This is a genomic window from Marinobacterium iners (genome assembly GCF_017310015.1).
GTDB classification, from domain to species: Bacteria; Pseudomonadota; Gammaproteobacteria; order Pseudomonadales; family Balneatricaceae; genus Marinobacterium; species Marinobacterium iners.
The window spans coordinates 2242635-2265814 of record NZ_CP022297.1 but is presented as its reverse complement, the minus strand read 5'-3'; the positions used below and the strand labels follow the sequence as shown (position 1 = coordinate 2265814).

At 54.6% G+C, this 23180-nt stretch carries 22 protein-coding genes; 16 read left to right on the top strand and 6 right to left on the bottom strand.

Annotated elements, in window-relative coordinates; translation table 11 throughout:
* Nucleotides 1-48: 48 nt before the first annotated feature.
* The 6 genes from CFI10_RS10890 (at nt 49) to CFI10_RS10865 (ending at nt 5672) form a co-directional block, all read left to right on the top strand.
* Nucleotides 49-1524, top strand: a complete 1476-nt coding sequence (locus tag CFI10_RS10890) for a protein adenylyltransferase SelO (protein WP_206834445.1) — start codon at nt 49-51, stop codon at nt 1522-1524.
* An 85-nt stretch (nt 1525-1609) separates the two neighbouring features.
* A complete protein-coding gene (locus tag CFI10_RS10885) occupies nt 1610-2329 on the top strand; it encodes a DUF599 domain-containing protein (RefSeq protein ID WP_091823342.1) in 720 nt (239 codons plus the stop codon).
* Nucleotides 2326-2811, top strand: a complete 486-nt coding sequence (locus CFI10_RS10880; RefSeq protein WP_206834444.1) for a PaaI family thioesterase — start codon at nt 2326-2328, stop codon at nt 2809-2811. Before CFI10_RS10885 ends, CFI10_RS10880 begins: the two co-directional genes overlap by 4 nt.
* Nucleotides 2795-3256 (top strand): PaaI family thioesterase, encoded by a 462-nt coding sequence (locus CFI10_RS10875; protein ID WP_091823336.1) that lies wholly within the window; start codon nt 2795-2797, stop codon nt 3254-3256. The genes CFI10_RS10880 and CFI10_RS10875 overlap by 17 nt, the downstream gene beginning before the upstream one ends.
* Before the next feature lie 74 nt (nt 3257-3330).
* The gene (gene htpG / locus CFI10_RS10870; protein ID WP_206834443.1) at nt 3331-5244 is read left to right on the top strand and encodes a molecular chaperone HtpG; all 1914 of its coding nucleotides are present in this window, start codon (nt 3331-3333) and stop codon (nt 5242-5244) included.
* A gap of 125 nt (nt 5245-5369) precedes the next feature.
* Nucleotides 5370-5672 (top strand): c-type cytochrome, encoded by a 303-nt coding sequence (locus CFI10_RS10865; RefSeq protein WP_175527571.1) that lies wholly within the window; start codon nt 5370-5372, stop codon nt 5670-5672.
* Between the two features lie 40 nt (nt 5673-5712).
* Here the strand turns inward: CFI10_RS10865 and CFI10_RS10860 are convergent, their stop codons facing one another.
* Nucleotides 5713-6951, bottom strand: a complete 1239-nt coding sequence (locus tag CFI10_RS10860; protein ID WP_206834442.1) for an EAL and HDOD domain-containing protein — start codon at nt 6949-6951, stop codon at nt 5713-5715.
* Nucleotides 6952-7195: 244 nt separating this feature from the next.
* Here CFI10_RS10860 and CFI10_RS10855 point away from each other — a divergent pair, with 244 nt between their 5' ends.
* Nucleotides 7196-8089 carry a GGDEF domain-containing protein gene (locus CFI10_RS10855; protein ID WP_206834441.1) on the top strand — a complete coding sequence of 298 codons (894 nt, stop codon included), beginning with the start codon at nt 7196-7198 and terminating at the stop codon, nt 8087-8089.
* 18 nt (nt 8090-8107) lie between these two features.
* On the opposite strand, the gene hisC is transcribed toward CFI10_RS10855, so the two are convergent.
* Both hisC and CFI10_RS10845 read right to left on the bottom strand, forming a co-directional pair.
* A complete protein-coding gene (gene hisC / locus CFI10_RS10850; RefSeq protein ID WP_206834440.1) occupies nt 8108-9169 on the bottom strand; it encodes a histidinol-phosphate transaminase in 1062 nt (353 codons plus the stop codon).
* 92 nt (nt 9170-9261) lie between these two features.
* The gene (locus CFI10_RS10845; RefSeq protein WP_341868530.1) at nt 9262-9861 is read right to left on the bottom strand and encodes a MarR family winged helix-turn-helix transcriptional regulator; all 600 of its coding nucleotides are present in this window, start codon (nt 9859-9861) and stop codon (nt 9262-9264) included.
* A gap of 198 nt (nt 9862-10059) precedes the next feature.
* Here CFI10_RS10845 and ectA point away from each other — a divergent pair, with 198 nt between their 5' ends.
* The 5 genes from ectA to CFI10_RS10820 all read left to right on the top strand — a co-directional run bounded on the left by ectA (nt 10060) and on the right by CFI10_RS10820 (nt 14816).
* The gene (gene ectA / locus CFI10_RS10840) at nt 10060-10572 is read left to right on the top strand and encodes a diaminobutyrate acetyltransferase (RefSeq protein ID WP_206834439.1); all 513 of its coding nucleotides are present in this window, start codon (nt 10060-10062) and stop codon (nt 10570-10572) included.
* A 13-nt stretch (nt 10573-10585) separates the two neighbouring features.
* Nucleotides 10586-11860 (top strand): diaminobutyrate--2-oxoglutarate transaminase, encoded by a 1275-nt coding sequence (ectB, locus tag CFI10_RS10835; protein ID WP_091823316.1) that lies wholly within the window; start codon nt 10586-10588, stop codon nt 11858-11860.
* Nucleotides 11861-11941: 81 nt separating this feature from the next.
* A complete protein-coding gene (locus CFI10_RS10830; RefSeq protein WP_091823313.1) occupies nt 11942-12340 on the top strand; it encodes an ectoine synthase in 399 nt (132 codons plus the stop codon).
* A 95-nt stretch (nt 12341-12435) separates the two neighbouring features.
* Complete coding sequence (locus CFI10_RS10825) at nt 12436-13866, top strand: aspartate kinase (protein WP_091823310.1); 1431 nt, start codon at nt 12436-12438, stop codon at nt 13864-13866.
* The gene (locus tag CFI10_RS10820) at nt 13854-14816 is read left to right on the top strand and encodes a TPR end-of-group domain-containing protein (RefSeq protein WP_091823306.1); all 963 of its coding nucleotides are present in this window, start codon (nt 13854-13856) and stop codon (nt 14814-14816) included. Before CFI10_RS10825 ends, CFI10_RS10820 begins: the two co-directional genes overlap by 13 nt.
* 24 nt (nt 14817-14840) lie before the next feature.
* Here CFI10_RS10820 and CFI10_RS10815 read toward each other — a convergent pair whose 3' ends face one another.
* Both CFI10_RS10815 and CFI10_RS10810 read right to left on the bottom strand, forming a co-directional pair.
* Complete coding sequence (locus CFI10_RS10815; protein ID WP_091823303.1) at nt 14841-15047, bottom strand: PA3496 family putative envelope integrity protein; 207 nt, start codon at nt 15045-15047, stop codon at nt 14841-14843.
* A gap of 254 nt (nt 15048-15301) precedes the next feature.
* A complete protein-coding gene (locus CFI10_RS10810; protein ID WP_206834437.1) occupies nt 15302-17032 on the bottom strand; it encodes a PHA/PHB synthase family protein in 1731 nt (576 codons plus the stop codon).
* Nucleotides 17033-17249: 217 nt separating this feature from the next.
* Between CFI10_RS10810 and CFI10_RS10805 the strand changes: the two genes are divergently transcribed.
* The 3 genes from CFI10_RS10805 to CFI10_RS10795 all read left to right on the top strand — a co-directional run bounded on the left by CFI10_RS10805 (nt 17250) and on the right by CFI10_RS10795 (nt 21058).
* A complete protein-coding gene (locus CFI10_RS10805; RefSeq protein ID WP_206834436.1) occupies nt 17250-19985 on the top strand; it encodes a bifunctional acetate--CoA ligase family protein/GNAT family N-acetyltransferase in 2736 nt (911 codons plus the stop codon).
* A 66-nt stretch (nt 19986-20051) separates the two neighbouring features.
* Entirely contained in the window at nt 20052-20753 is a 702-nt protein-coding gene (locus CFI10_RS10800; RefSeq protein WP_206834435.1) for an AzlC family ABC transporter permease, read from the top strand.
* Entirely contained in the window at nt 20729-21058 is a 330-nt protein-coding gene (locus tag CFI10_RS10795) for a branched-chain amino acid transporter permease (protein ID WP_091823294.1), read from the top strand. The genes CFI10_RS10800 and CFI10_RS10795 overlap by 25 nt, the downstream gene beginning before the upstream one ends.
* A gap of 6 nt (nt 21059-21064) precedes the next feature.
* On the opposite strand, the gene CFI10_RS10790 is transcribed toward CFI10_RS10795, so the two are convergent.
* Entirely contained in the window at nt 21065-21352 is a 288-nt protein-coding gene (locus CFI10_RS10790; RefSeq protein WP_242530195.1) for an ArsR/SmtB family transcription factor, read from the bottom strand.
* A gap of 393 nt (nt 21353-21745) precedes the next feature.
* Here CFI10_RS10790 and CFI10_RS10785 point away from each other — a divergent pair, with 393 nt between their 5' ends.
* Nucleotides 21746-23149, top strand: a complete 1404-nt coding sequence (locus CFI10_RS10785; RefSeq protein WP_206834434.1) for a xanthine/uracil/vitamin C permease — start codon at nt 21746-21748, stop codon at nt 23147-23149.
* The last annotated feature ends 31 nt before the right edge of the window (nt 23150-23180 follow it).

Here is a 23180-nt window from a genome sequence, read left to right as displayed (position 1 = left end):
ACCTGATCAAAATGCTAGGTTAATGGCATTGAACGTTAGGGGGTGGTCATGTCTCATTTGCAAGGCCTGGACGGGCTGGTATTTGACAACAGTTATGCACGCTTACCGCGGCACTGGTTTCAACCGACACGTATTTGTCCGCTGAAGCATGCCCATTTGATCAGCTTTAATCCGCCGGTTGCACGCCAACTGGGCCTTGATCCCTGTGGAGTCAGTCCAAGCCTGCTTGCACAGGTATGTGGTGGTGAAGTCGACTGGCCGGGTACAGAGCCATTGGCGATGAAGTACACTGGCCATCAGTTCGGAAGCTACAATCCGGATCTTGGTGACGGGCGCGGTTTGTTGCTGGGAGAGGTGATTGGCCCAGAAGGGCAGCGGCTGGATCTGCACCTTAAGGGGGCAGGCAAGACCGCCTTTTCCCGTTTCGGTGATGGTCGTGCCGTATTACGTTCCAGTATTCGCGAGTATCTGGCCTCAGAAGCAATGTGTGGTTTGGGCATTCCGACAACACGTGCGCTGTGTCTGCTGGGAAGTGAAGAGTACACCCTGCGCAATGGCATGGAGCCCTGCGCCATGTTGCTGCGTGTTACCTCCAGCCATATCCGTTTCGGGCACTTCGAGTACTTCTATTACAGTGGTCAGCATGATGATCTGCATCGGCTTGCCCAGTATTGTATAGAACGCTATTACCCACAGTTGCAATCAGCCGAGCAGCCCGTGGCACAGATGTTTGCTGAAGTGGTGCGACGCAGTGCTGAGCTGGTGGCACTCTGGCAAGCCTACGGTTTCGTGCATGGTGTGCTGAATACCGATAACATGTCGATCATCGGTGAGACCTTCGACTATGGCCCATTCACGTTCATGGACCATTATGAACCGGATCATGTAGCCAACAAGAATGACCATGCCGGGCGCTACGCCTTCTCACGTCAGCCATCCATTGTGCTGTGGAACCTCTCAGCGCTGGCCCAGGCGCTGCTGCCACTGATAGAAAAATCAAGGTTGGAGGCCGAACTGGATCGCTTCGAAGAGCTCTATGAAGCGGCAAAGCTGAAGAGAATGCGGGCACGTCTAGGGCTGCAAGCCCCCCGGTCGGACGATGCCGACCTGATTGTCAGGCTGGAATCGATCTGGACTGAACAACGGATGGATCACAACCGGTTTCTGCGCCACTTGTGTGAATGGCAGCCGGGCGACACCTCCTCTACCAACAGTCTGCTTGCGTTGGCGAGGCAGGAGAAGGCAGTTGCGGAGTGGTTGCGGCAATACGAGATGCGCCTTGAGTATGAGGTGGCCAGCACTCCGATCCGTCAGGCACAGATGCGCTCGGTCAATCCGCGCTATATTTTGCGCAACTATATGGCGGAAGAAGTCATTCGCGAAGCTCATCAGGGCGACTACCGTCCACTGAACGCGCTGCTACCATTGTTGCGCCATCCCGGCGATGAGCACTCTGAATTCAGTGCCTACGCTGATGCCCCACCGGACTGGGCTGCCGCAATCCATCTGACCTGTTCTTCCTGATGCCGGGCGGTGATCTACAGACAGAGGACCTCATTCCCTGTAGATTAAGGGTTTGAAATCAAGGCACTGAGTCACAGGTCCGGTCATGGAAAAACTACTGCTGCTGATCCAAAACAACTGGCTGAATGCTTTTGCAATCACCTGGTTTCTGTTCTGCTTTCGTGGCTATATGTATTACGCTGCCAGCCGTGCCAAGCACACGTCCTGCCTCGTCAGTATGCTGCACATGTACCGAACCGAATGGATGCTGCGCATGATGACGCGTGAAGTGCGTATCGCCGATACCACCGCCATCGCCAATCTTGAGCGTACGGTTGCGTTCTTTGCCTCGACCACCATACTGGTGCTTGCGGGTCTGATTACGGTGATGAGTTCAGCTGAAAAGGCGATCAATCTGGTGCAGGATCTGCCATTTGTAGTGGTTGCAACCCGGCAGGAATGGGAGCTTAAACTTCTGCTTCTGATCGTGCTGTTCATCTACGCCTTCTTCAAATTTACTTGGAGCCTGCGTCAGTATGGCTTTGTATCGGTGATGATCGGTGCCGCCCCCCTGCCGGCAGAAAACCCGTCCGAAAAGCAGGTGCGTGCCCACGCAGAACGCATTGCCACCATGGCTTCCATGGCCGCAAACAACTTCAACCTCGGTTTGCGTACCTACTATTTCAGCATTGCCGTGTTGGGCTGGTTCATGAATGCCTGGGGCTTCATGCTGCTGACAATGGTGATTGTCTTTGTCCTGTACCGACGGGAATTCACCTCCACCACGCTTCAGACCTTAACCATGAGCAGTGGAGCGGAGAAATGACGCAGGGGGAATATGCAGGGCGCTGCGCACGGTTTCTGAACGCCCAGCCTCATATGATGAAGCTGGGCATCCGCCTGATACAGGCGGAGAAGGGGCGTGCTGTACTGGTGTTGCCGGTGCAGCCTCAATTGATCAGCCCGGTGCTGGATACCTACCTGCACGGCGGTGTACTGACCACACTGGTGGATGCCGCCAGCAGTGTTTCGACGTTGTGTGCCCTGGATCGGTTTGAGCTTTGCCCGACGCTGGATCTGCGTATCGACCATATGCGGACCCCTGCCCAGAGTCAGCCCCTCTACGTAAGTGCAGAATGCTACCGCGTGACCCGTAGCGTCCTGTTCACGCGTGCTTCGGTCTATCAGGACGATCCCGAACGGCCGGTCGCCTATGCCATTGCAACCTTCATGCGGCCTGAGGGTGGAAGCATCGAGTCCGAGTTTCGTCGCCTGATTGAGGGAGGGGACAATGCAACAACTGCTTGAGCTGGTACGTCAGGCACAGGAAAGTGGAGATTATCAGCCGCTGGTCGATCTGATCCCCTATGCGCGGGTATTGGGTGTGCAGTGTGCATGTTATGGTGAGGAGATTATCTTTCGACTGCCGGCCAATCCCGGCAACATTGGCAATCCCACCATTCCTGCCATTCACGGAGGTGTGATTGCATCCTTCATGGAATTGACAGCGCTGTTCCAGCTCACCCTGCAACTGCCGCAGCCTGGACTGGCCAAGATTATCGACTTCTCACTGGATTACATGCGGGCGGGGCTTGATAGAGACACATTCGCCATTTGTGATGTCAGCCGACAGGGGCGTCGGGTCGGCAACTGCTCGGTGTTGGCCTGGCAGGAACGCAAAAGCAAACCGATTGCACAGGCGCGTGCACATTTTCTTCTGGATGCCGGTACTTTAACGCCTGTTCAGCGATAAGCGCTTGAAATCTCGGGGCGGGCCCCCATATCCGTGACGTTGAACGTTAGTTTTCGGAGGTAGATAAGCCCGCCATGAGCACAGATACTCAGAAAGAGACACTCGGTTTCCAGACGGAAGTTAAACAGCTTCTGAATCTGATGATCCATTCCCTCTATTCAAACAAGGAGATCTTCCTGCGTGAGTTGATCTCCAACGCCTCGGACGCATCGGAAAAACTGCGTTTTGAAGCGCTGCATAACGATGCGCTGTATGAAGGGAACCCGGATCTGGATATCCGCATCGAATTCGATAAAGACGCCGGAACCGTCAGCATCGAAGACCGCGGCATCGGCATGAACCGCCAGGATGTGATTGAGCACCTGGGCACCATTGCCAAGTCCGGTACGGCCAGCTTCTTGTCCAACCTTACCGGAGATCAGGCCAAAGACAGTCAGCTGATTGGCCAGTTTGGTGTCGGTTTCTATTCCGCATTCATTGTGGCCGAGCGTGTTGATGTCTATACCCGTCGTGCCGGTGAGCCCGCCGAGAACGGTGTGCACTGGTCGTCTGCCGGTGAAGGTGAGTTTACCGTTGGCAGCATTAACAAAACCACCCGTGGCACCCGCATCGTACTCAAGCTTAAAGAGGGTGAAGAAGAGTTTGCCGATGGCTGGCGTCTGCGCTCACTGGTGCGCAAGTATTCTGACCATATCTCCATTCCGGTCAAAATGCTGAAAGAGGAGCAGCCGGCAGAAGAGGGCGAAGAGCAGACTGAGCAGAAAGCTGAACTGGAAAGTGTCAATTCGGCCACTGCACTCTGGACGCGCAGCAAATCTGACCTGACGGACGAAGAATACCAAGAGTTCTACAGGCATATATCGCATGACTTTGCAGATGCACTGACCTGGTCACACAACAAGGTTGAAGGCAACCTGGAATATACCAGCCTGTTGTATGTGCCGGAAAATGCGCCATACGATCTTTGGAACCGCGAAGCGCCGCGTGGCCTGAAGCTGTATGTGCAGCGCGTGTTTATCATGGATCAGGCAGATCAGTTCCTGCCGCTGTACCTGCGCTTTATCAAGGGTGTGGTCGACAGCAACAACCTGTCACTGAACGTGTCCCGCGAGATTTTGCAGAAAGACCCCAACGTCGACAAGCTGCGCTCAGCGCTGACCAAGCGTGTGCTGGATATGCTGTCGAAGTTGGCTAAAAACGATGCTGACAAGTACGCCAAGTTCTGGACCACCTTCGGTCAGGTCATCAAAGAGGGGCCGGCCGAGGACTACGCCAACCGTGACAAAATCCTCAAGCTGCTGCGCTTTGCCTCAACCCACAGTGGCAATGCCGAGCAGAACGTTTCGCTGGAAGACTATGTCACTCGCATGAAGGAAGGTCAGAAAAAGATCTACTACATCGTTGCTGACAGCTTCAATACCGCCAAAAACAGCCCGCACCTTGAGATCTTCCGCAAGAAAGAGATCGAAGTGCTGCTGCTGTCTGAGCGCATCGATGAATGGATGATGGGCCAGCTGTTCGACTTTGACGGCCACAGTTTCCAGGATATCACCAAGGGTGAGCTGGATCTGGGTGAGACCGAAAGCGAAGAGGATAAGAAAAAGCTCGAAGAGGTGGCGAAAGAACACGAAGGGCTGGTGGAGCGCCTGAACAAGGTACTGGCAGATCGTGTCGACTCCATCCGCATCACCCATCGTTTGACCGAATCACCGGCTTGTCTGGTGATCGGTGACTACGATATGGGGCTGCAGATGCGTCGTATTATGGAAGCTGCCGGCCAGAAAGTGCCTGATACCAAGCCGATCTTCGAGATCAACCCGGAGCACCCGTTGATCGACAAGCTGGACAAGGAGCCGGATGAAGAGCGCTTTGGCGAGCTTGCGCTGGTGCTGTTTGACCAGGCGGGGCTGGCGGCAGGTGCTGCACTGGACGATCCTGCCAGCTATGTGTCACGTCTCAATAAGCTGTTGCTTGAATTGAGCCGCTGAAAGCGCGAGGTTATATGAGCAAAACGGACGGCTCGGAGCCGTCCGTTTTTTTATCTGTTCCGGATCAAGGACATTTCCATATTGAGGTTGTAAGCTGTTATCTATTAATAAAATGGAGATCTCCCATGAAACCTTTGCTCGCCATCACTGCTGCAACCCTACTGTCTCTTCCGCTGAGCGTTCAGGCTATGAGTGCCGATGAAGTGGTGCAAAAACATTGTGTTGCCTGCCATCAGGCCGGGCTGGGCGGAGCACCCAAAATGGACGATAAGGCTGCCTGGGCGCCAAGAATTGCGACCGGTGTGGATGCGATGACCGCCACTGTGCTGGCAGGCAAGGGGGCCATGCCGCCTAAAGGAACCTGTGGCAGCTGCAGTAAAGATGAAATTCGCTCAGCTGTTGAAGCGATGACGACACCACTGCAATAATTCTGAATCCTCAAGTCGAGCATGCGGGCAGACGACTGTATCAGCCTTGTGTGCTCATCAATTGCATTGACTCGTGGGTCCATTCCAGGCTGCTGACGTAGCATGCCTGCATCGCTTTCATTCGACCCAGGTCTTTGTTTTCCCATTCGCCTTGCATGAATTGCTGTACTTGTTGCAGAAGATTGCCAAGGGGTGAGTCATCACCTCTGAGTGCACCCTTGATAGTATCGCTGACATCGACCTGAGACAGGATGTCATCTCGGCTGATGCTGAGCAGTGCGTCAAGATGTACCAGAAGCCCGGCCATGAAGGCTTGCTCAGCGTCCACATCGGCTGCGGGAGTGGCAACCAGTTCCGACATGCGCGCCAGAAGCAGAATCTGTCGTGTAAGCTCTGATGGCTTGCCGTAGTTGTCGGCCAGTGCAATCAGTGAAACCCACTTCTTAAGCTGACTCATGCCGAGGTAGATCAGCGCTTCCTGCAGGCTGCTGACTTCGCGCCTGAGGCCGAAGGCGGAAGAGTTGACCAGTCGCAGCAGTTTGTAGGTCAGAGCCGGGTCTCGCTCGATCAGCTGTTTCAGTGTTTCGATCTGTACGTCTGGGTCGTTCAGTGCACTGAGTAACTGCATCAGAATCAGTTTGTTGCCTTGTGGGCTGTGGCCTTTCAGCAGTTCGGGTTTGCTGAAAAAGTAGCCCTGGAACAGGTTGAAGCCCAGTTCTCGACAAAAGGCATACTCCTCGTGTGTCTCGACCTTTTCAGCCAAAAGGCTGACCTTGAAGCGCTTCAGCAGCGCTACCTGCTCCTTCAGCTGTGACGCATCCATGGCGCGAATGTCAACCTTAACGATGTCCGCGATTTCAAGCAGGGGGTCGAAGCTTTCATCGTATATGAAATCATCCAGCGCGATGCGGTAGCCTGCTTCCGCGTGTCGCTTGGCAGCTTGTATCAGTTTGGGGGTGACGACACTGTCCTCGAGAATCTCGATTACCATCTCTTGTGGAGGTACAGGCGGCAGGCTGTCGGCTTCCAGCATTTGCTGGGTGAAATTGACGAAAGCGGGCAGAATGCGCAAGCTGCCAGCCTCACAGATGCTGGTGTAGGAGTGCAGAATGACGCGGCTGCTCGCCTGATCACCGCTGATTCTCGTCTGATCACCGCTAATCAGTGGCAGAGGGTTAATCCCATCTTCGCTGCGATAAAGCAGCTCATAGGCCACAACCTTCATATCCAGATTGAATATGGGTTGGCGGGCCATCAGGATTTTCGCGCTGTCAGTCATGTGCAGCCTCTATCTGTCGCCTTTGGGGGTCGTTAACCCTTATTAGTGATGCCTTCAGGCAACAGTTAACATTGTCATGCAGGTTGCACGCAAGCTCAAGTGTTCACTTCGTTTGAGTGCTGTTCTGGATCATGTGTTAATGCAGGGATTGCATACTGACCCCGTATCGGGGGTATTATCGGTCTGAGAAGTAATCAGCCCGCCGCCCGGGTGAGACATTAAACCGCATGTCTGGAGAGATGAAATGACAACGGATGCAACCGAGGCTCGTTACACGGCATTGCTACAGGTCTGTCAAGACCCGCTGCTGATTCTGGATGGCGAACGGATTGTGGACGTCGTGCCGGGTAGTGCCGGCTGGCTAAAGCCTGAGCAGATGAAAGGCAAGGTGCTGTCGGACTTGCTGGCTGAGGATCTGTTGATCCAGGTCCGTTCGCTGATTGAGCGAGCCCGCCAGGAAAGTGCTCCTGTTCAGCATGAGTACCAGCTGAGGCCTGAGCATCTGCCGGAGCTGAGGGCGCTGGGGCTGCACGAAGCACTCTGGTATCGTGGCAGCTGGATGGTAACCGCTGCCGGTGAAATAGTCTGGAGTGCCCGTGATATCACGGCGCAGAAAAAGCTTGAACGTAAGCTGTCGCACCAGGCTCAGCGTGATCCGCTGACCGGCGCCTATAACAGGCGTGCGCTGGTGCCGGTGCTTGAGGTGTCGGTAGCTCAGGCGCTGCGATATGACGGTGCAAGCAGCTTGTTATTGATTGATATTGATGGCTTCAGCAATATCAACGAGCAGCACGGTTGGGATGCCGGTGATCAGGTCTTACAGCATACGGTTTCCGAGTTGCACCGGCTCAAGCGGACATCGGACTTTGTCGCCCGCTACAGTGATGATCAGCTGGTGATGGTGCTGCCTGAAACCAATCACGAACAGGCGATGTTGGCAGGTGAACGCATGCGCTCTGCGGTAGAAGCGCTTGAAATTCCCTATCCTACGGGTAATCTGAGCTGGACGGTCAGTGTGGGTGTGGCGTCTGCCCTCAATCTGGAGGATGATGCGGTGAGTGTGTTGCGTCGGGCTCGTGAGCACCTGTTGATTGCCCAGCACAGTGGAGCCAACCGCGTTGAGGGTGAGGCGCTCTGAGCAGAGCGCCTTGTTGATCTAAAGTGACGGATGGTTGCGCAGGCAGTCGATCAAGGCCTGCATCTGTGTTTTTGTACCGATAGTGATACGCAGGTGGTTGTCGATACCCGGTTTGGTGAAATGCCGCACCAGAATCCGATTGTCTCTCAAGTACTGCATCAGCTCGGCCCCGGCCACTTTTGGGTGGCTGGCAAACACGAAGTTGGTGTGGGATGGCAGCACATCAAATCCCAAAGCTGTCAGCTGTGTCGTAGTCCAGTCCCGGGTTGCGATAATCTGTTGGCAGCACTGGTTGAAGTACGTTTGATCCTCCAGTGCTGCAATGGCACTTAGTTGTGCCAGCATATCCAGCGGGTAGGAATTGAAGCTGTTCTTGACCCGCTCCAGCCCATCGATCAATTCTGCCTGACCATAGGCAAAACCGACCCGCATCCCCGCCAGTGAGTGTGACTTGGAAAATGTCTGGGTAACCAGCAGGTTAGGAAACTCGCTCACCAGCGCGGTAGCGCTTTCAGCACCGAAGTCCACGTAGGCTTCATCCACAATGACAACAGATTCCGTATTGCGCTCAAGCAGGCGGCGAATCTCGTTCAAGGGGACGGAAATGCCGGTTGGGGCGTTGGGGTTGGCAAAAATGATGCCGCCATTAGGGCCCTGATAGTCATCGAGGTTGATACTGAAGTCGGCGTGCAGAGGTATGTGGCGTGCCTCGATGCCAAACAGGTCGATGTAAACGTTATAGAAGCTGTAGCTGGTTTGCGGCAGCAGCAATGGCTGGCTCTGGCGCAGGAAGGCCATAAAAGCCAGTGCCAGCACTTCATCAGAGCCATTGCCAACAAAAACCTGCTCTGGCAGCAGCCCCTGGTCGCTAGCAAGTGCCTGTTTGAGTGCCTGGCAGTCTGGATCCGGATAGAGGCGCAGTCGCTCGGCATCAAAGGTGGCAATCACCTGCTGTACGCCGGGTGCCGGGGGATAGGGGTTTTCATTGGTGTTGAGCTTGATCAGGCCATCAACCTTGGGTTGTTCCCCGGGTGTATAGGGGACCAGTGACTGGATGGCCGGGCTCCAGAATTTACTCATGCTCGGACTGCCCTGCAGCAATTGAATTTAAGGCTGCATGATAACAGAGCCGGCAGGTGGGAAGAAATGACGCGCCTGAATGTGGGTACAGTTCAGTTCTTCAGCGGGCTCTGTTCATCACGCAGGTAGTCGGGGACACCGTTCTCGGTAGATCGGTCCAGTGCGCCGATATCGAGCATCGGAGCCGCATCAATGTGGTGTGCACCCAGTATGTGGGATACGCGCTCAAGAGAGGCAACGATCATCGATTGTTCCCAGTCGTGCATATCTTCGAACTCGCGGATAAAGGTGTCTTGCAAGGTGGCTGGGGCTGACTTGAGCAGTTCGAGACCGGCTTCAGTGGGGCAGGCCAGAACCTTGCGCTTGTCGGTGTGGCTGCGCTCGCGGCGGACCAGTTCCTTGCGTTCAAGCCGGTCAAGAATGCTGGTGACAGTTGCCTGCGCCAGATTCATTTCCTTGGCCAGCATGCCAATTGTCAACGGGCCGTTGATGCGCAGCGTTTGCATGACCATCAGTTGTGGCATGGTGAGCCCGGTCAGGCGGCTCAAATGTTTGTCATGCAGATCGGTGGCACGAATAATCTGGCGCAACAGCACCAGTGCGTCCTGACTCTTTTCCATAGCGCTCAGCAGATCTCCGGAAGCAGGTGTGAACTGATCGCGCTTTTTAGCCTGATTCGTAAAGTATTGCAAAATAAGTTTGTCACTCCTTGTTAAGTATTTTGTAATGCAAAGCAATGTAAGATTTCAGGTTTTGCCGTGTGTATAGCCTTTAAATGCGCTCAAATGGACTAATATATGTAGAGCATTACGATGACTTGTGAGCTTGCAATGCCATTCTAGATGTGTTTTATAATAAAAACCATAGCAATGCGAAATAAATCAAATACTATGGAATCTGACATTATTACTTTGCGTAAACCCAAGGCCACTGATGGCTATGCTCTACATAAGCTGGTGGAGCGTTGTGCTCCGCTTGATCCCAACTCTGTCTACTGCAATCTGCTTCAGTGCAGCGACTTCGCTGACACGGCAGTAGCGGCGGAAGACGAAAACGGTGAGCTGGTCGGTTTTATTTCCGGCTACCGTCCGCCGAATCGTCCGGACACTCTTTTTGTCTGGCAGGTGGCAGTCGACTCACGTTGCCGCGGCAAAAAGCTTGGCCAGAAAATGCTGTTCGAGCTGGCTGAGCGCTTGGCACCTGAAGGTGTTCGTTTTATCGAGACCACCATCACGCCCGGTAACGTCGCCTCGGAAACTCTTTTTGCTCGCGTGTTTGCGGCCTTGTCAGCGCCGGTAGAGCGCTCGGTCCTGTTCTCACGTGATGAGCACTTTGAAGGCAAGCACGATGATGAAGTGCTGTACCGTGCAGGCCCTTTCAAGCTCACTCCCCCGAATGCATAACCAGGAGAAATCGATGAATATTTTCCAGAAAACTGAATCTGAAGTTCGTACATATAGCCGCTCTTTCCCGGTGACGTTCACCAAGGCGAAAGGTGCTGTACTGACCACTGATGAGGGCAAGGACTATGTCGATTTCCTCGCCGGCGCCGGAACACTGAACTACGGCCACAACAACGATGTTCTCAAGCAGGCACTGGTTGACTACATCATGGCAGATGGCGTGACTCATGGTTTGGATATGCAGACCGAAGCTAAGGCCGAGTTCCTGAATACGTTCCGCGACCTGATCCTTGAGCCGCGTGGTATGGGTGACTTCAAAGTCATGTTCACGGGGCCGACGGGTACCAACTCGGTAGAGGCCGCGTTGAAACTGGCGCGCAAGGTCAAGGGGCGCAGCAACATCATCTCCTTCACCAACGGCTTTCATGGTGTGACCGGTGGAGCGCTGGCTGCTACCGGTAATCAGCATCATCGTGGTGGCATGGGAACCTCCATGCCGGACGTGACCCGCATGCCGTTTGACGGCTATCTGGGTGAGGGTGTTGATACCACAGAATATCTGGAGCAGGTGCTGAGCGATCCGAGCAGTGGTGTCGATCACCCTGCTGCGGTAATCGTGGAAACCATCCAGGGTGAGGGTGGCCTGAACGCAGCCTCTTTTGAATGGTTGCGTAACCTTGAAAAGGTATGCCGCCGCCATGACATGCTGTTGATTGTCGATGACATTCAGTCCGGCTGTGGTCGTTCAGGGCGCTTCTTCAGTTTCGAAGAGGTCGGCATTAAACCTGACATCATCACCCTGTCCAAGTCCCTCAGTGGCTATGGTCTGCCGTTTGCAGTCACCATCTTCCGTCCTGAGTTGGATATCTGGAGCCCGGGTGAGCATAACGGCACTTTCCGTGGTAACAACCACGCGTTCGTAACCGCTGCCACTGCATTCAAGACGTTCTGGAGCGATGACAGCTTCCAGAAAGAAGTGCAGCGCAAGGCGAAGAAACTGCGTGAAGGTCTGCAGGCGATTATTCGCAAGCACGGCAACAAAACCCTGGAGCTGAAGGGTCGTGGTCTGATGAGCGGTATCGAGTGCCCGGATGGTGATCTGGCCGGTGCGGTGATCAAGGGTGCCTTTGAACAGGGGTTGGTAATTGAGACCAGTGGTGCGCATGACCAAGTGGTGAAATGCCTGGTGCCGCTTGTAATCACTGATGAGCAGATAGATTTTGGTATGAAAGTGCTGGATAAGGCATTTGCAGCAGCCATGGAAAAACGTGAGCGTAAGGCTTCCTGAACCTCGGGCCTCTGCCCTGGAAGTTCACGAGCGCCTGCGGGCGCTCCGCACACTGCATAAATTCAACGGAGAACAGATTCAATGATCGTAAGAACCCTGCAGGAATGTGAAAATTCGGAACGTCGTGTCGTATCCGAGAACTGGGAAAGCACCCGTATGCAGTTGAAAAATGACAACTGTGGCTACTCTTTCCATATCACCACCATCTATGCAGGTACCGAGACCCACATCTGGTACCAGAACCATTTCGAGTCCGTATACTGCATCAGCGGTGAAGGCGAAATCGAGACTTTGGCTGACGGCAAGATTTATCAAATCCGCCCGGGTACACTGTACATTCTGGACAAGCATGACGAGCATCTGCTGCGTGCCAGCTCCGAACTCAAGCTGGCATGTGTATTCAATCCGCCGCTGAGCGGCAAGGAAGTACATGACGAGAACGGCGTTTACCCGATCGATGCAGACCCGATCGAAGCCTGATCTGCCCCGGATATCCTTCGCCTGAGGGATATCCGGTCGTACCAGAGCGCAACCGTTCAACGGCAAATCCATGAGAGAAGCCAACAGGATATAACATGCATACTGTAGAGAAGATCGGCGGCACCTCAATGAGTCGCTTCAGCGAACTGATGGACACTATTCTGATTGGTGACCGCAGCGGAGAGGAATTGTACAACCGCATCTTCGTTGTTTCCGCCTATGGCGGTATCACCAATCTGCTCCTTGAACACAAGAAAACCGGTGAGCCCGGTGCCTATGCCCGCTTTGCCAACGCCGAAAACGAAAGTGCCTGGCGTGAAGCGCTGGCCGAAGTAAAGGCACGTATGGTCGAGATCAACCGGGAGCTGTTTGGTGATACCGACGAGCGCACACAAGCGGATGCCTTCATTACCCAGCGTATTGGGGATGTCGAGGCGATTATGTCCAACCTGGAGGAGCTCTGTTCCTACGGTCATTTCCAGCTCGATGACCACCTGATGAAGGTGCGCGAAATGCTGGCCGCCATTGGTGAGTCTCACAGCGCACACAACAGCGTGCTTGCGCTGCGCAAGGCTGGCGTCAATGCACGGTTTGTTGACCTTTCAGGCTGGGATCAGGAAGAGCCGCTGGCGTTTGATGACATGATCGAACAGAGCTTTGCTGACATTGATGTCAGTCGCGAAATGCCGATTGTCACCGGCTATACCCACTGCAAGGAAGGGCTGATGCGTACCTTCGACCGTGGTTACAGCGAGATGACCTTCAGCAAGATCGCGACCAAGACGGGCGCAGTCGAGGCGGTAATCCACAAGGAGTTCCACCTCAGTACAGCCGATCCGGGTATTGTCGGGCTGGACAATGTCGTCACGATTGGTCGAACTAACTATGACGTGGCCGATCAGCTGTCCAACCTGGGTATGGAAGCGATCCACCCCAAGGCAGCCAAGGGCCTGCGTCAACAGGAGATTGAACTGCGCATCAAAAACGCGTTCGAGCCTGATCATGCCGGTACTGTTATCAGTACGGATTACTGCAGTGCCAAACCCTGCGTTGAGATTATCGCTGGCCGTTCCAATGTATTCGGTATTGAAATTTTCGATCAGGATATGTTGGGCGAGGCGCGCTACGACATTGAGTTGTCGCGCCTGCTGCATGAGCTCAAGCTCTATGTTGTCAACCGTGATTCCGACGCCAACAGTATCACCTATTTTGTGGCGGGTAACCGCAAGATGGTCAACCGTGCTGTGCGCTTGATCAGCGAAAAATACGTGAGTGCCGAGGTGGCGATGCACAAGGTTGCAATTGTCTCGGCCATCGGCTCGGATCTGAAAGTGCCTGGTATTCTGGCTAAAACGGTTTCCGCATTGGCGGCTGCCGGAATCAGTGTACAGGCGCTGCATCAGTCCATGCGTCAGGTTGAGATGCAGTGTATCGTGAACCAGGAAGATTATGAGCCTGCGGTACGTGCGTTGCATCACGCCTTGATCGAACAGGAGGATCACGGGGACGTTATATGCGCCGCCTGAGTGCGCTGCTGATGGCTGGATTGCTGCTGGCGTTGCCATCGGCAAAGGCCCAGTCTCCTTCGTCTGACACCACTGCCGCCTCCGAGGCGGCAGTGGTCGTTTCCGAGTCTGATCAGTTGCGTTCGGAGCAGCGTCAGGAGTTGCGTCAACACGTTCAGCAACTGCAGGAGCCGCTCTACAATCCGTTTATCGAACGCTACATGATCGATGAAATCAAGGCGCTGCGCTCCGACATGGAGCGGCAACGGGTCGAAATGATTCGGGAGATTACCGACCGTGAGCTGAAGGTGGCCAACACCTCGATCTCTTATGCCACCGACACGGTAACCTATTTTTTCTATCTGATTGCAGCTGCATCATCGATCCTGTTGATTGTGGGCTGGAGCTCAATCCGTGAGATTCGTGAACGGGTACAGAGCATTGCGGATGAAAAAGTGGGCAAACTGGTGCAGGAGTATGAGGAGCGGCTTGATCGAGTCGAGAAGGAACTGCTGCGCAAATCCCGCATCATTCAGGAAAACCAGCATGAGCTGGAGATTACCAATGAAGTTCAGACCCTATGGGTCAAGGCGACTCAGGAAACGTCCTGGGAGCAGAAAATACGGTTGTATGATCGTATTCTTGAGCTGCGCCCGGATAATCCGGAAGCGCTAACCTATAAGGCCGATGCGGCGCTCGAACTGAACCAGCATCAGTGGGCGATCTCACTGTGTAACCGTGCCTTGACGGTAGATCCTGACAGTGGTCATGCCTACTTTCAGCTGGCCTGTGCCTATGCTGACCTGGGGGCCAGCCGCATAGCACTGGATTATCTGAAACAGGCTGTACAGATTTCGGATGAGTATCGGGAGCAGGGCCGTCAGGAGCAGCGTCTGCTGTCACTGTCGCAGGAGCCTGATTTCGTGTCAGTACTTACGCAACAGCAGGAAGGAAGCAGCAAAGAGGACTAGACTCTTTGCTGCGTAATTCAAGGATTAATGCAGGTAGAGATCCTGGTCGTCGAAGATGTCGCCAATTTGGCGCATCAGACGACGCTCTTCCATTAGGTCTTCGATCTGGCGGCGGCGCTTGCCGTTATAGCGTACACGGCTGCGGCCGATCTCTTCCTCTTCGGTAAACTGCTCGTTCCAGTCGTCCAGATCGTCATCTGCAACTTGATCGACACGGATTTTGGTGCCCATCGACATGATCTCATTTATCAGGTTTAACAGGTGCGGCAGGGCCGCGTCATGGGTGTGGGAGCGATTTCGGACCGGTTTTTAAGGTTGCCGCCGAGGCCGCGTCATGACTGGGTTTGAGCCCCGTCTCCACTTCCGCGAATATAGTTCAGTGGCCGGTCGGCTTCAAAATAAAAAATTGCTATCGCCTGGATTAAAAAAGACGAGAATGCGCTATCAGGAGAGGAGAAGGGCTGCCGGTTGGCAGCCCTTGGGGATTACTTTTCGAAAACGTAGGTGCCGGGTGCCACTGTCAGTGGTGGATATTCCTTTGATCCCATGGTCGGGGGGGCAACTTTGCTGCCGGAGTGCTTGTCCAGCCATTCGCACCAGGGCACCCACCAGGAGCCGTCCTGGCTCTCATGACGAACCAGCCAGTCATCAGCCGGAATATGTTTGTCTTCTGCAGTCTGAACACCCACCTGATAGCTGCGTCTCGGGTGGCCGGGCTCGCTGACGATACCGGCATTGTGGCCGCCACTGGTGAGTACAAATGTCACTTCAGTGTTCATCAGGTCATGGATCTTGTAGACAGATCGCCACGGTGCCACATGGTCGGTCTGGGTTGCGACGCAGAAAACGGGAACGCGAATGTCTCGCAGCGAGATGGCACGATCACCCACACGGAAACGCCCGCTGGCAAGGTCGTTTTTCAGGAACAGGCGCTGCAGATACTCAGAGTGCATTTTGTAAGGCATGCGGGTGGAGTCGGCGTTCCAGGCCATCAGGTCGTTCATGTGTGGCGGTTCACCCAGTAGATATTCGCTGACTATTCGCGACCAGATAAGGTCATGGGAACGCAGCAGCGTGAAGGCACCGGCCATCTGCTGTGTATCCAGATAGCCGCGGTCCCACATCAGGTCTTCCATATAGCTGAGCTGACTTTCATCGATAAACAGCATTAGCTCGCCGGCTTCAGTAAAGTCGGTCTGTGCCGTAAACAGACTGAGTGATTTCAGGCGATCATCGTTGTCTCGTGCCATGGCCGAGGCGGCAATGGTGGCAAGCGTGCCTCCAAGGCAATAGCCGACAAGGTGTACCTTCTGCTCAGGTACCACCGAGTTGATCACTTTCAGTGCGTCCATCACACCACGGCGCAGGTAATCACCCATGCCCATGTCACGGTCTTGGGCGGTGGGGTTGTGCCAGGAGATCATGAAGACTGTGTGGCCCTTGTCGACCAGGTACTTGACCATGGAATTGTGCTCGGACAGGTCAAGAATGTAGTACTTCATGATCCAGGCGGGTGTAATCAGAACCGGCTCGGCGGCAACCTTGTCGGTTGTGGGCGAGTACTGAATCAGCTCAATCAGGCGGTTACGGAACACCACCTTGCCGGGTGTTACCGCCAGGTTCTTGCCGGGCATGAATTCGGGGTCGATATCATCCGTTTCACTCAACAGGTTATGCTGGATATCCTCCAGCATGTTCTGCAGTCCCTGTACCAGATTCTGGCCGCCGGTATTAACGGTTTTCTCTACCACCAGCGGGTTTGTCATTGGGTAATTGGTCGGCGAGAACAGGTCAAGCCACTGGCGCGCGGCAAACGACACCATATTCTCATGGTGGGGAGCAACGCCGGGAATTCCGGTTGTCGCATAGTGCCACCACTGTTCCTGCAGCAGAAAACCCTGTGACATCACATTGTAGGGAAAGCGTTTCCAGGCCTCGTCACGAAAGCGACGGTCTCCCGGCAGTGGCTTGATGAAAGGGGGTGCGTTGGCATCAAGACTGGCGCGGCCGGCCCAGAGAGAAAATGCACTGAGCTTGCGCACCATATTCTCACGCATCTCGTTCATTTTGCCTGGTGAATGGCTGGTATGGATCAGCCAGTCCATGTAGGCCAGGGTCAGAGAGGCGGGCGACATGCCGTTGGTGTAACGTCCCTCGATGGCATGGATGACACGGTCTATGCTGTTCTTAATGTCCGGTAGTGGCATGCGGGTCATTCGAATCTCCTTTCTTGTCCGGTGGGGGCCCGGAACCTTAGTGTTAAGAGTAACAGTCAGTATAGGGGCGGTGTATGACTATTTTTTAACCCAAAGTCGAATTGCCAATAACCTCACTTTTCGACTTTTGCTGCAGGTGCGAAAAATATAGAATAGCTTATATTACGTTATGCTTGAATGCACACCGGCGCAGCCGGCGATCAGGGGATCAAAGCGAGTGTCGACCAAATACCTCAAACGCTTCTTCAAACCCGAATCCATTGCCATTTTCGGTGCTTCCGAGCGCGAGGACAGCATGGGCGGAATCGTGCTGCGTAACCTGCTGGACAGTGGTTATGCGGGTAAGCTGATGGCGGTCAATGCTCAAGGGTATGAGCAGGTTAACGGTGTTCATTGCTATCGATCGCTGTCAGACCTGCCTGAAATGCCGGATCTGGCCATTATTTGTTCACCGCCTGAAAGCGTGGCGGGTATCATTCGCAAACTTGGCGCCAATATGGTCAAAGCAGCCATGATTCTGACCGGAGGGCTGAGCAACTCGGACAGTGATCATTCCCGTTCACTGCGCGAAGAGGTCCGTGAGGCAGCACGCCCCTATGGCATTCGCATTCTGGGCCCAGACTGCATGGGTTTGCTGGTACCGGGATCAAAGCTCAATGCGAGCTACGCGCATGTGAACATAAGCAAGGGCAAGGTGGCATATGTGGGTCAGTCAGGGCTGCTGGGCACGGCCATGATTGACTGGGCCAGCGGGCAGGAGATCGGTTTCTCCCACTTTCTTACACTGGGTGAAGGTGTTGACGTCGATCTGCCGGCCATTATCGACTATCTGGCAAAAGATCCCACCACCCATGCCATTCTGTTGCAGATGGATCGTATTATCGGTTCTGCGCGCGACTTTGTCTCAGCGGTACGGGCTGCGTCCCGCAACAAGCTGGTGCTGGTACTCAAATCCAATATCATCCAGGACGGTCGTATGTCGGTGGAATTGGCCCCCGGCGTTGATGATGAAGACCGTGTATATGATGCGGCCCTGCGCCGAGCCGGCGCCGTGCGGGTTGAAACCTCGGACCAGCTGTTCAATGCACTGGAAACCCTGTCACGAATGAAACCGATGCGCGGTGAGCGCCTCGCCATTGTCTGTAACGGTATGGGCCCCAACGCATTGGCCAATGATCGACTGCTGCGCAAGCAGGGCAAGCTGAGTGAAATTACCGAAGAGACTCGGACCGCACTTGAGGCCATTTTGCCGGCCGAGTGGAATGGGCGTAACCCGGTTGATCTCAACGCCGATGCGACCCCGGAACGTTTTGCCGAAGCCATTCGTTTGTTGACCAAGGACCCTAACGTTGATGCAGTACTGACCATTCATGCACCGACACGCATGGCTGCCAGCGTTGCGACAGCCGATGAGGTGATCAAGGTGGCACGCAAGACACCGCGCAATGTGCTGACCTGCTGGATGGGCCGCTTTTCGGCCATCGAGGCACGCAACCACTGCAACGCAGCTGGTATTCCCACCTTTATGACCCCGGAAGAGTCGGTGGACGCCTTTATGCAGATGGTTGATTACCACCGTAATCAGGCCGCCATGCGCCAGACGCCGGCGCCATACCATTTGCATAACCTGCCAAATCGAAAGCGGGCGCGGCAGATGCTGCAGGATGCGCATGCAGAGGGGCGGGACTATCTGACCCACTCCGAAGCCAGTGATCTGTTGGATCTGTACGAAATCCCGACACCCAATACCGGCTATGCCGATGATATCGTCGGGGTCGTGGAGCTGGCACGGCAGATGGGTGGTTCGGTAGCCGTCAAGGCGCTGCACCAGGACAATCTGTACCCCTTCTTTTACGACAGTAGCGCCTACCAGCGCTGGCGTGATCTGGCGCTGGATCTGTACTCCATCAGCGAAGTGCGCCATGCCACCACCAAGCTGGCCTACAGAGTGAGTGAACGGTACCAGCCAGAGCAGACCCACGGCTTCGTGGTACAACAGATGAAACGTGGCTTTCAATCCCTCCAGATCAATGTGGGTGTGACCCGTGATCCCGTATTTGGCCCACTGATTCTGTTCGGTGTGGGTGGCTATGCGATTGATGTACTGGCCGATCGCAATATCATGCTGCCGCCGCTGAACTTCGCATTGGCGCGTCAGCTGGTCAAGCGCTCGCGGGTGTACAACATCATCAGCGAAAACAGTTATCAGGTTGAGCGTGATGTTGATCATCTGTGTGAGCTACTGATACGACTGTCGGAGATGGTGGTTGATCTGCCTGAACTGAAATGTCTGGAGATCAATCCGCTGCTGCTGAACAAGCGTGGGCTGCTGGCCGTCGATTGCGCCGTATCGCTGGGTGAGGCCGCGAGGCTGTCGATATCTCCGTACCCGGAACATCTCAGCGAGAATGTCTCTCTGCGTCGCTCTGGACGCAAGGCGATTCTGCGCGCCATTCGTGGTGAGGACGAGCCGGCTCACCTGGAGTTTTTCAACTCGCTTAGCCCGGAGTCGATCCGGCTGCGTTATTTTTACAGTCGAGGTGTGCCCAGCCATGCGGAGCTGGCCAACTGGACCCAGATCGACTACGACCGTGAAATGGCTTTCATTGTGTCGGCACCGAAACTCAGTGGTGCAGGATTTGAAACCCTGGGGGTAGTGCGAGCCGTGACCGATGCCGATAATATACGCAGCGAGTTTTCCATCGTGATCCGGGACGACATGCAGGGCGAAGGGCTTGGGGTAATGCTGATGCAGAAAACCATCGATTACTGCACCAGTCGTGGCACTTTGCAGCTGGTGGGGTCCACCATGCCCAGCAATAAAGGTATGCAGGGGTTAGCTCGCAAGCTTGGCTTCAAGATCAGCTACAACATGGAAGAGGATGTGGTTGATATGAAAATGATGCTGAACGAGCCCACTGAAGACTGGCAGATCTACCGCCTGCAGCACTGATCTCCTTGACCGACCAATCCAGCCGACAGGACGCTCCCGAGTGGGCGTCCGGTATTGTTACGTATTATGAGCACAGCAACCGAACCCGATCAATCCGCTTTCCGTCTTTCGTTGCCGGTACTGTTTGGCTATATACCGCTGGGGATGGCCTTTGGCGTCCTGTTTTCCGAGCTGGGGTATCACTGGCTGTATGCAGCCCTGATGGGGCTGGTGATCTATGCCGGGGCTGGCCAGTTCATGGCAGTGGGCCTGCTGGCCAATCAGGCAGGTCTGGTTGAAGTGTTCGTGGCTACACTGTTGCTGAATGCCCGCCACATGGTATATGGCCTGTCACTCTTGAGTAACCTCACACTGCAGGGCTCGCGCCGTTGGTATCTGATCTACGCCCTGACCGACGAAACCTATTCGCTGCTGACCATGCTGCAGGCCGGCTGTGATCGAATGCGTGCTCGGCTTCAGTTCAGGTTGGCACTGCTGAATCACCTCTACTGGGTGATCGGTTGTACCCTGGGGGCCTGGCTGGGTGGGCAAATCAGCTTTTCAACGGCAGGTATCGAGTTCACGCTGCCTGCACTGTTCCTGGTGCTGACATTGGAACAATATCGAGTGGTACGCCGACCGGGTGTGTTTGTTCTGGCACTGGTAATCGGCCTGCTGGCGCTTTTGATCAGTGCCGACAACATGCTGATGTTATCCATAGGAATGGCCGTTTCATTGTTGATCATGGCCAGAGGAGGAGAGGCGTGGAGCCGACTGCGTATCTTCTGAGTGTCATAGCCGTGGCTGCTCTGGCCACCTTTCTGACACGAGCACTGCCTTTTGTGCTGCTTTATCGTTGGGCTGACCACCCGCTGTTGAAGCACCTTGGGCGCTATTTGCCACCTGTGCTGATGGTTTTGCTGCTGTTGTACGCATTGAGGGATGCGTTGATGACGGGGCAATATCTATTGCCCTCGCTGTTGTCGCTGGGGCTTGTGACTGCGCTGCACTGGCTGCTGCGCAATCCGCTGATCAGCATTTTGTCCGGTACCGGTCTTTATATGTTGTTGATCCAGACAATGCCCACTGGCTGACATATATCAGGGCTGATGGGGGCAAAACAGGTCGTGCAGGGTGCGTATAATGGTGATCGCGGTGTTACCGTTGAGCGAGTAAAAAATGGTTTGGGACTCGCGTCGGGTACGTACCAATCCATCCCGGCGCAGCACGGCCAGATGTTGCGACAGGGCTGACTGGCTCAGATCAAGGCAGCGATTGAGCTCAGATACGGACAACTCCTTGCCGTCGAGGTGACACAGAATCAGCAGGCGACTGTCGTTGCCCAGCACGCGCATCAGTTTCGCGGCAGATGCTGCATTCTGCTTCATCATCTCGATGCTGTCAGGGCTTAACTGTGGGGCAGGTTCGGCAGGGCGGTGGTCCGTGTGAGTCACGTCACAATACTCCAATCTTGTTATTTGTTGGCAATTCTAGCCTATCACTACAGTTAATCCAATTTAACTAATATACCTAGAACGAATATTAGTCTTCTCTTATGTCATAACGTGCCGACACTTCAGACCCCCGCGCCCGTGTATGTGACGCTGATTTAGGGGAAACCCTTATACTTTGGTGCAGCTCGCGACTAAAGTCGATTGTTGACATCTCGACTTGCTTTGCCTTCGCCTATAACGTTCCGCCTGCTTGTTGTCAGGGGGTTGGGGAGCCCCCTGTTTTCCTTAAATAGAAATAAAACACTGGTCAATGCCAGAGGAGCACTTATGGAACTCTATCAGCGAAAGCATGGGGAGGAGCATCCGTATTGGAAGTTCGGCCCTTTCAAAATTCGTCTGCCATTCATTCACCATCGCTGGGAATGGCCAGAAACCATCCAGGCCTTGATCATGTTCGTGGTTGGCATGGCGATGATACCGCTGCTGGAGCAGTATCTGGGTCTACCTTACGATGTGGCACTGGCGTTTGTGGTGATCTGCGGTTTTGGCTTTATGCTGCCAACCGTGTTGGGAGTTCCGATGGTGCCGGGATGGATAACACCCGCGATTCCGGTGGTGGTGCTGTTTCTTGGTAATTTTGAGCCCGGCCCCGAAGCAATACGTGCACTGATCGGGCTGCAGCTGGTCGTCACCCTGATCTTCTTTGTTCTCGGCATTACGCGGCTGGGCAGCAAGCTTGTCGACATGTTTCCGGATTCGATCAAGGGTGGCATTCTGATGGGAGCGGGTATTGCCGCCATATCCGGTGAAATTGTGGCGGGTGGCCGACTTGAGCAAACGCCGGTTTCACTGATCATCGGTGGTGCCGTGACCGGGTACGTTCTGTTTTCACTGTCATTTCGTGACTGGACGGAAAAACACCGCTGGGCAAGGGTAATCGCCGGCTATGGTATGGTCCCGGGTGCGTTGGTGGCGATGGCCATCGGTTGGGCCGTAGGTGAATATCCAATTCCTGAGGTCCAGTTTGGCCTGTCTGCACCTGCGTTTGACAAGGTGCTGGACTACACCGTATTCGGTGTTGGCCTGCCATCCCTTGAGATGGTCTGGATGGCAATTCCGACCGCTGTGATCGCCTATATTATCGCGTTCGGCGATATCATCGTGGGTAAAAGCCTGCTCAACCGTGTGGACCACCTGCGCCCTGATGAAAAAATTGAAGTCAATGTTGACCGGGTGCACCTTGTCACCGCCATGCGTAACCTGATGCATTCGCTGCTGGCCCCCTATCCGGGTCTGGCTGGCCCCTTGTTCACTGGTGCGATGGCGACCATTGCGGAGCGCTATCGTTACGGTCGCAAGGCGATGGATACCATCTACAGCGGGGCCAGCATCTTCTGGATTGTCGGGTTTATTGCACTGTTCATGCTGCCACTGGTGACCCTGTTCAAGCCTGTGCTGCCGATTGCCCTGTCCCTGACGTTGCTGATCACCGGCTATCTCTGTATCAGTGTGGGCGTTGAACAGATCGATAACGCCACCTCCATGGGCGTTGCCGGCACCATGGGGGTTGTGCTGTCAGTCTACGGTGCAGCCTATGGGCTGGCTGTGGGTATCATTCTTTACCTGCTGCTGGAGCGCCGCTCGAAAAAGGCATTGCAGGAACACGCTGGCGAGATGCCGGAAGAACCGATACACATTGAAGAAATAGCCGAGGATTACGGTAACCGTTGAAACAGGGGCTGTCGGTGCAGGGATGCACCAC

Excerpts from the sequence above, each read along its gene's own strand:
- CFI10_RS10875 (WP_091823336.1), top strand. The coding sequence starts at position 2,795 with ATGCAACAACTGCTTGAGCTGGTACGTCAGGCACAGGAAAGTGGAGAT.
- CFI10_RS10815 (WP_091823303.1), bottom strand. The coding sequence starts at position 15,047 with ATGGGCACCAAAATCCGTGTCGATCAAGTTGCAGATGACGATCTGGAC.
- CFI10_RS10800 (WP_206834435.1), top strand. The coding sequence starts at position 20,052 with ATGAGCACAGCAACCGAACCCGATCAATCCGCTTTCCGTCTTTCGTTG.
- CFI10_RS10820 (WP_091823306.1), top strand. The coding sequence starts at position 13,854 with ATGCGCCGCCTGAGTGCGCTGCTGATGGCTGGATTGCTGCTGGCGTTG.
- CFI10_RS10890 (WP_206834445.1), top strand. The coding sequence starts at position 49 with ATGTCTCATTTGCAAGGCCTGGACGGGCTGGTATTTGACAACAGTTAT.
- CFI10_RS10865 (WP_175527571.1), top strand. The coding sequence starts at position 5,370 with ATGAAACCTTTGCTCGCCATCACTGCTGCAACCCTACTGTCTCTTCCG.
- ectB (WP_091823316.1), top strand. The coding sequence starts at position 10,586 with ATGAATATTTTCCAGAAAACTGAATCTGAAGTTCGTACATATAGCCGC.
- ectA (WP_206834439.1), top strand. The coding sequence starts at position 10,060 with ATGGAATCTGACATTATTACTTTGCGTAAACCCAAGGCCACTGATGGC.
- CFI10_RS10830 (WP_091823313.1), top strand. The coding sequence starts at position 11,942 with ATGATCGTAAGAACCCTGCAGGAATGTGAAAATTCGGAACGTCGTGTC.
- CFI10_RS10885 (WP_091823342.1), top strand. The coding sequence starts at position 1,610 with ATGGAAAAACTACTGCTGCTGATCCAAAACAACTGGCTGAATGCTTTT.
- hisC (WP_206834440.1), bottom strand. The coding sequence starts at position 9,169 with ATGAGTAAATTCTGGAGCCCGGCCATCCAGTCACTGGTCCCCTATACA.
- CFI10_RS10825 (WP_091823310.1), top strand. The coding sequence starts at position 12,436 with ATGCATACTGTAGAGAAGATCGGCGGCACCTCAATGAGTCGCTTCAGC.
- CFI10_RS10880 (WP_206834444.1), top strand. The coding sequence starts at position 2,326 with ATGACGCAGGGGGAATATGCAGGGCGCTGCGCACGGTTTCTGAACGCC.
- CFI10_RS10810 (WP_206834437.1), bottom strand. The coding sequence starts at position 17,032 with ATGACCCGCATGCCACTACCGGACATTAAGAACAGCATAGACCGTGTC.
- CFI10_RS10855 (WP_206834441.1), top strand. The coding sequence starts at position 7,196 with ATGACAACGGATGCAACCGAGGCTCGTTACACGGCATTGCTACAGGTC.
- CFI10_RS10785 (WP_206834434.1), top strand. The coding sequence starts at position 21,746 with ATGGAACTCTATCAGCGAAAGCATGGGGAGGAGCATCCGTATTGGAAG.
- htpG (WP_206834443.1), top strand. The coding sequence starts at position 3,331 with ATGAGCACAGATACTCAGAAAGAGACACTCGGTTTCCAGACGGAAGTT.
- CFI10_RS10790 (WP_242530195.1), bottom strand. The coding sequence starts at position 21,352 with ATGAAGCAGAATGCAGCATCTGCCGCGAAACTGATGCGCGTGCTGGGC.
- CFI10_RS10860 (WP_206834442.1), bottom strand. The coding sequence starts at position 6,951 with ATGACTGACAGCGCGAAAATCCTGATGGCCCGCCAACCCATATTCAAT.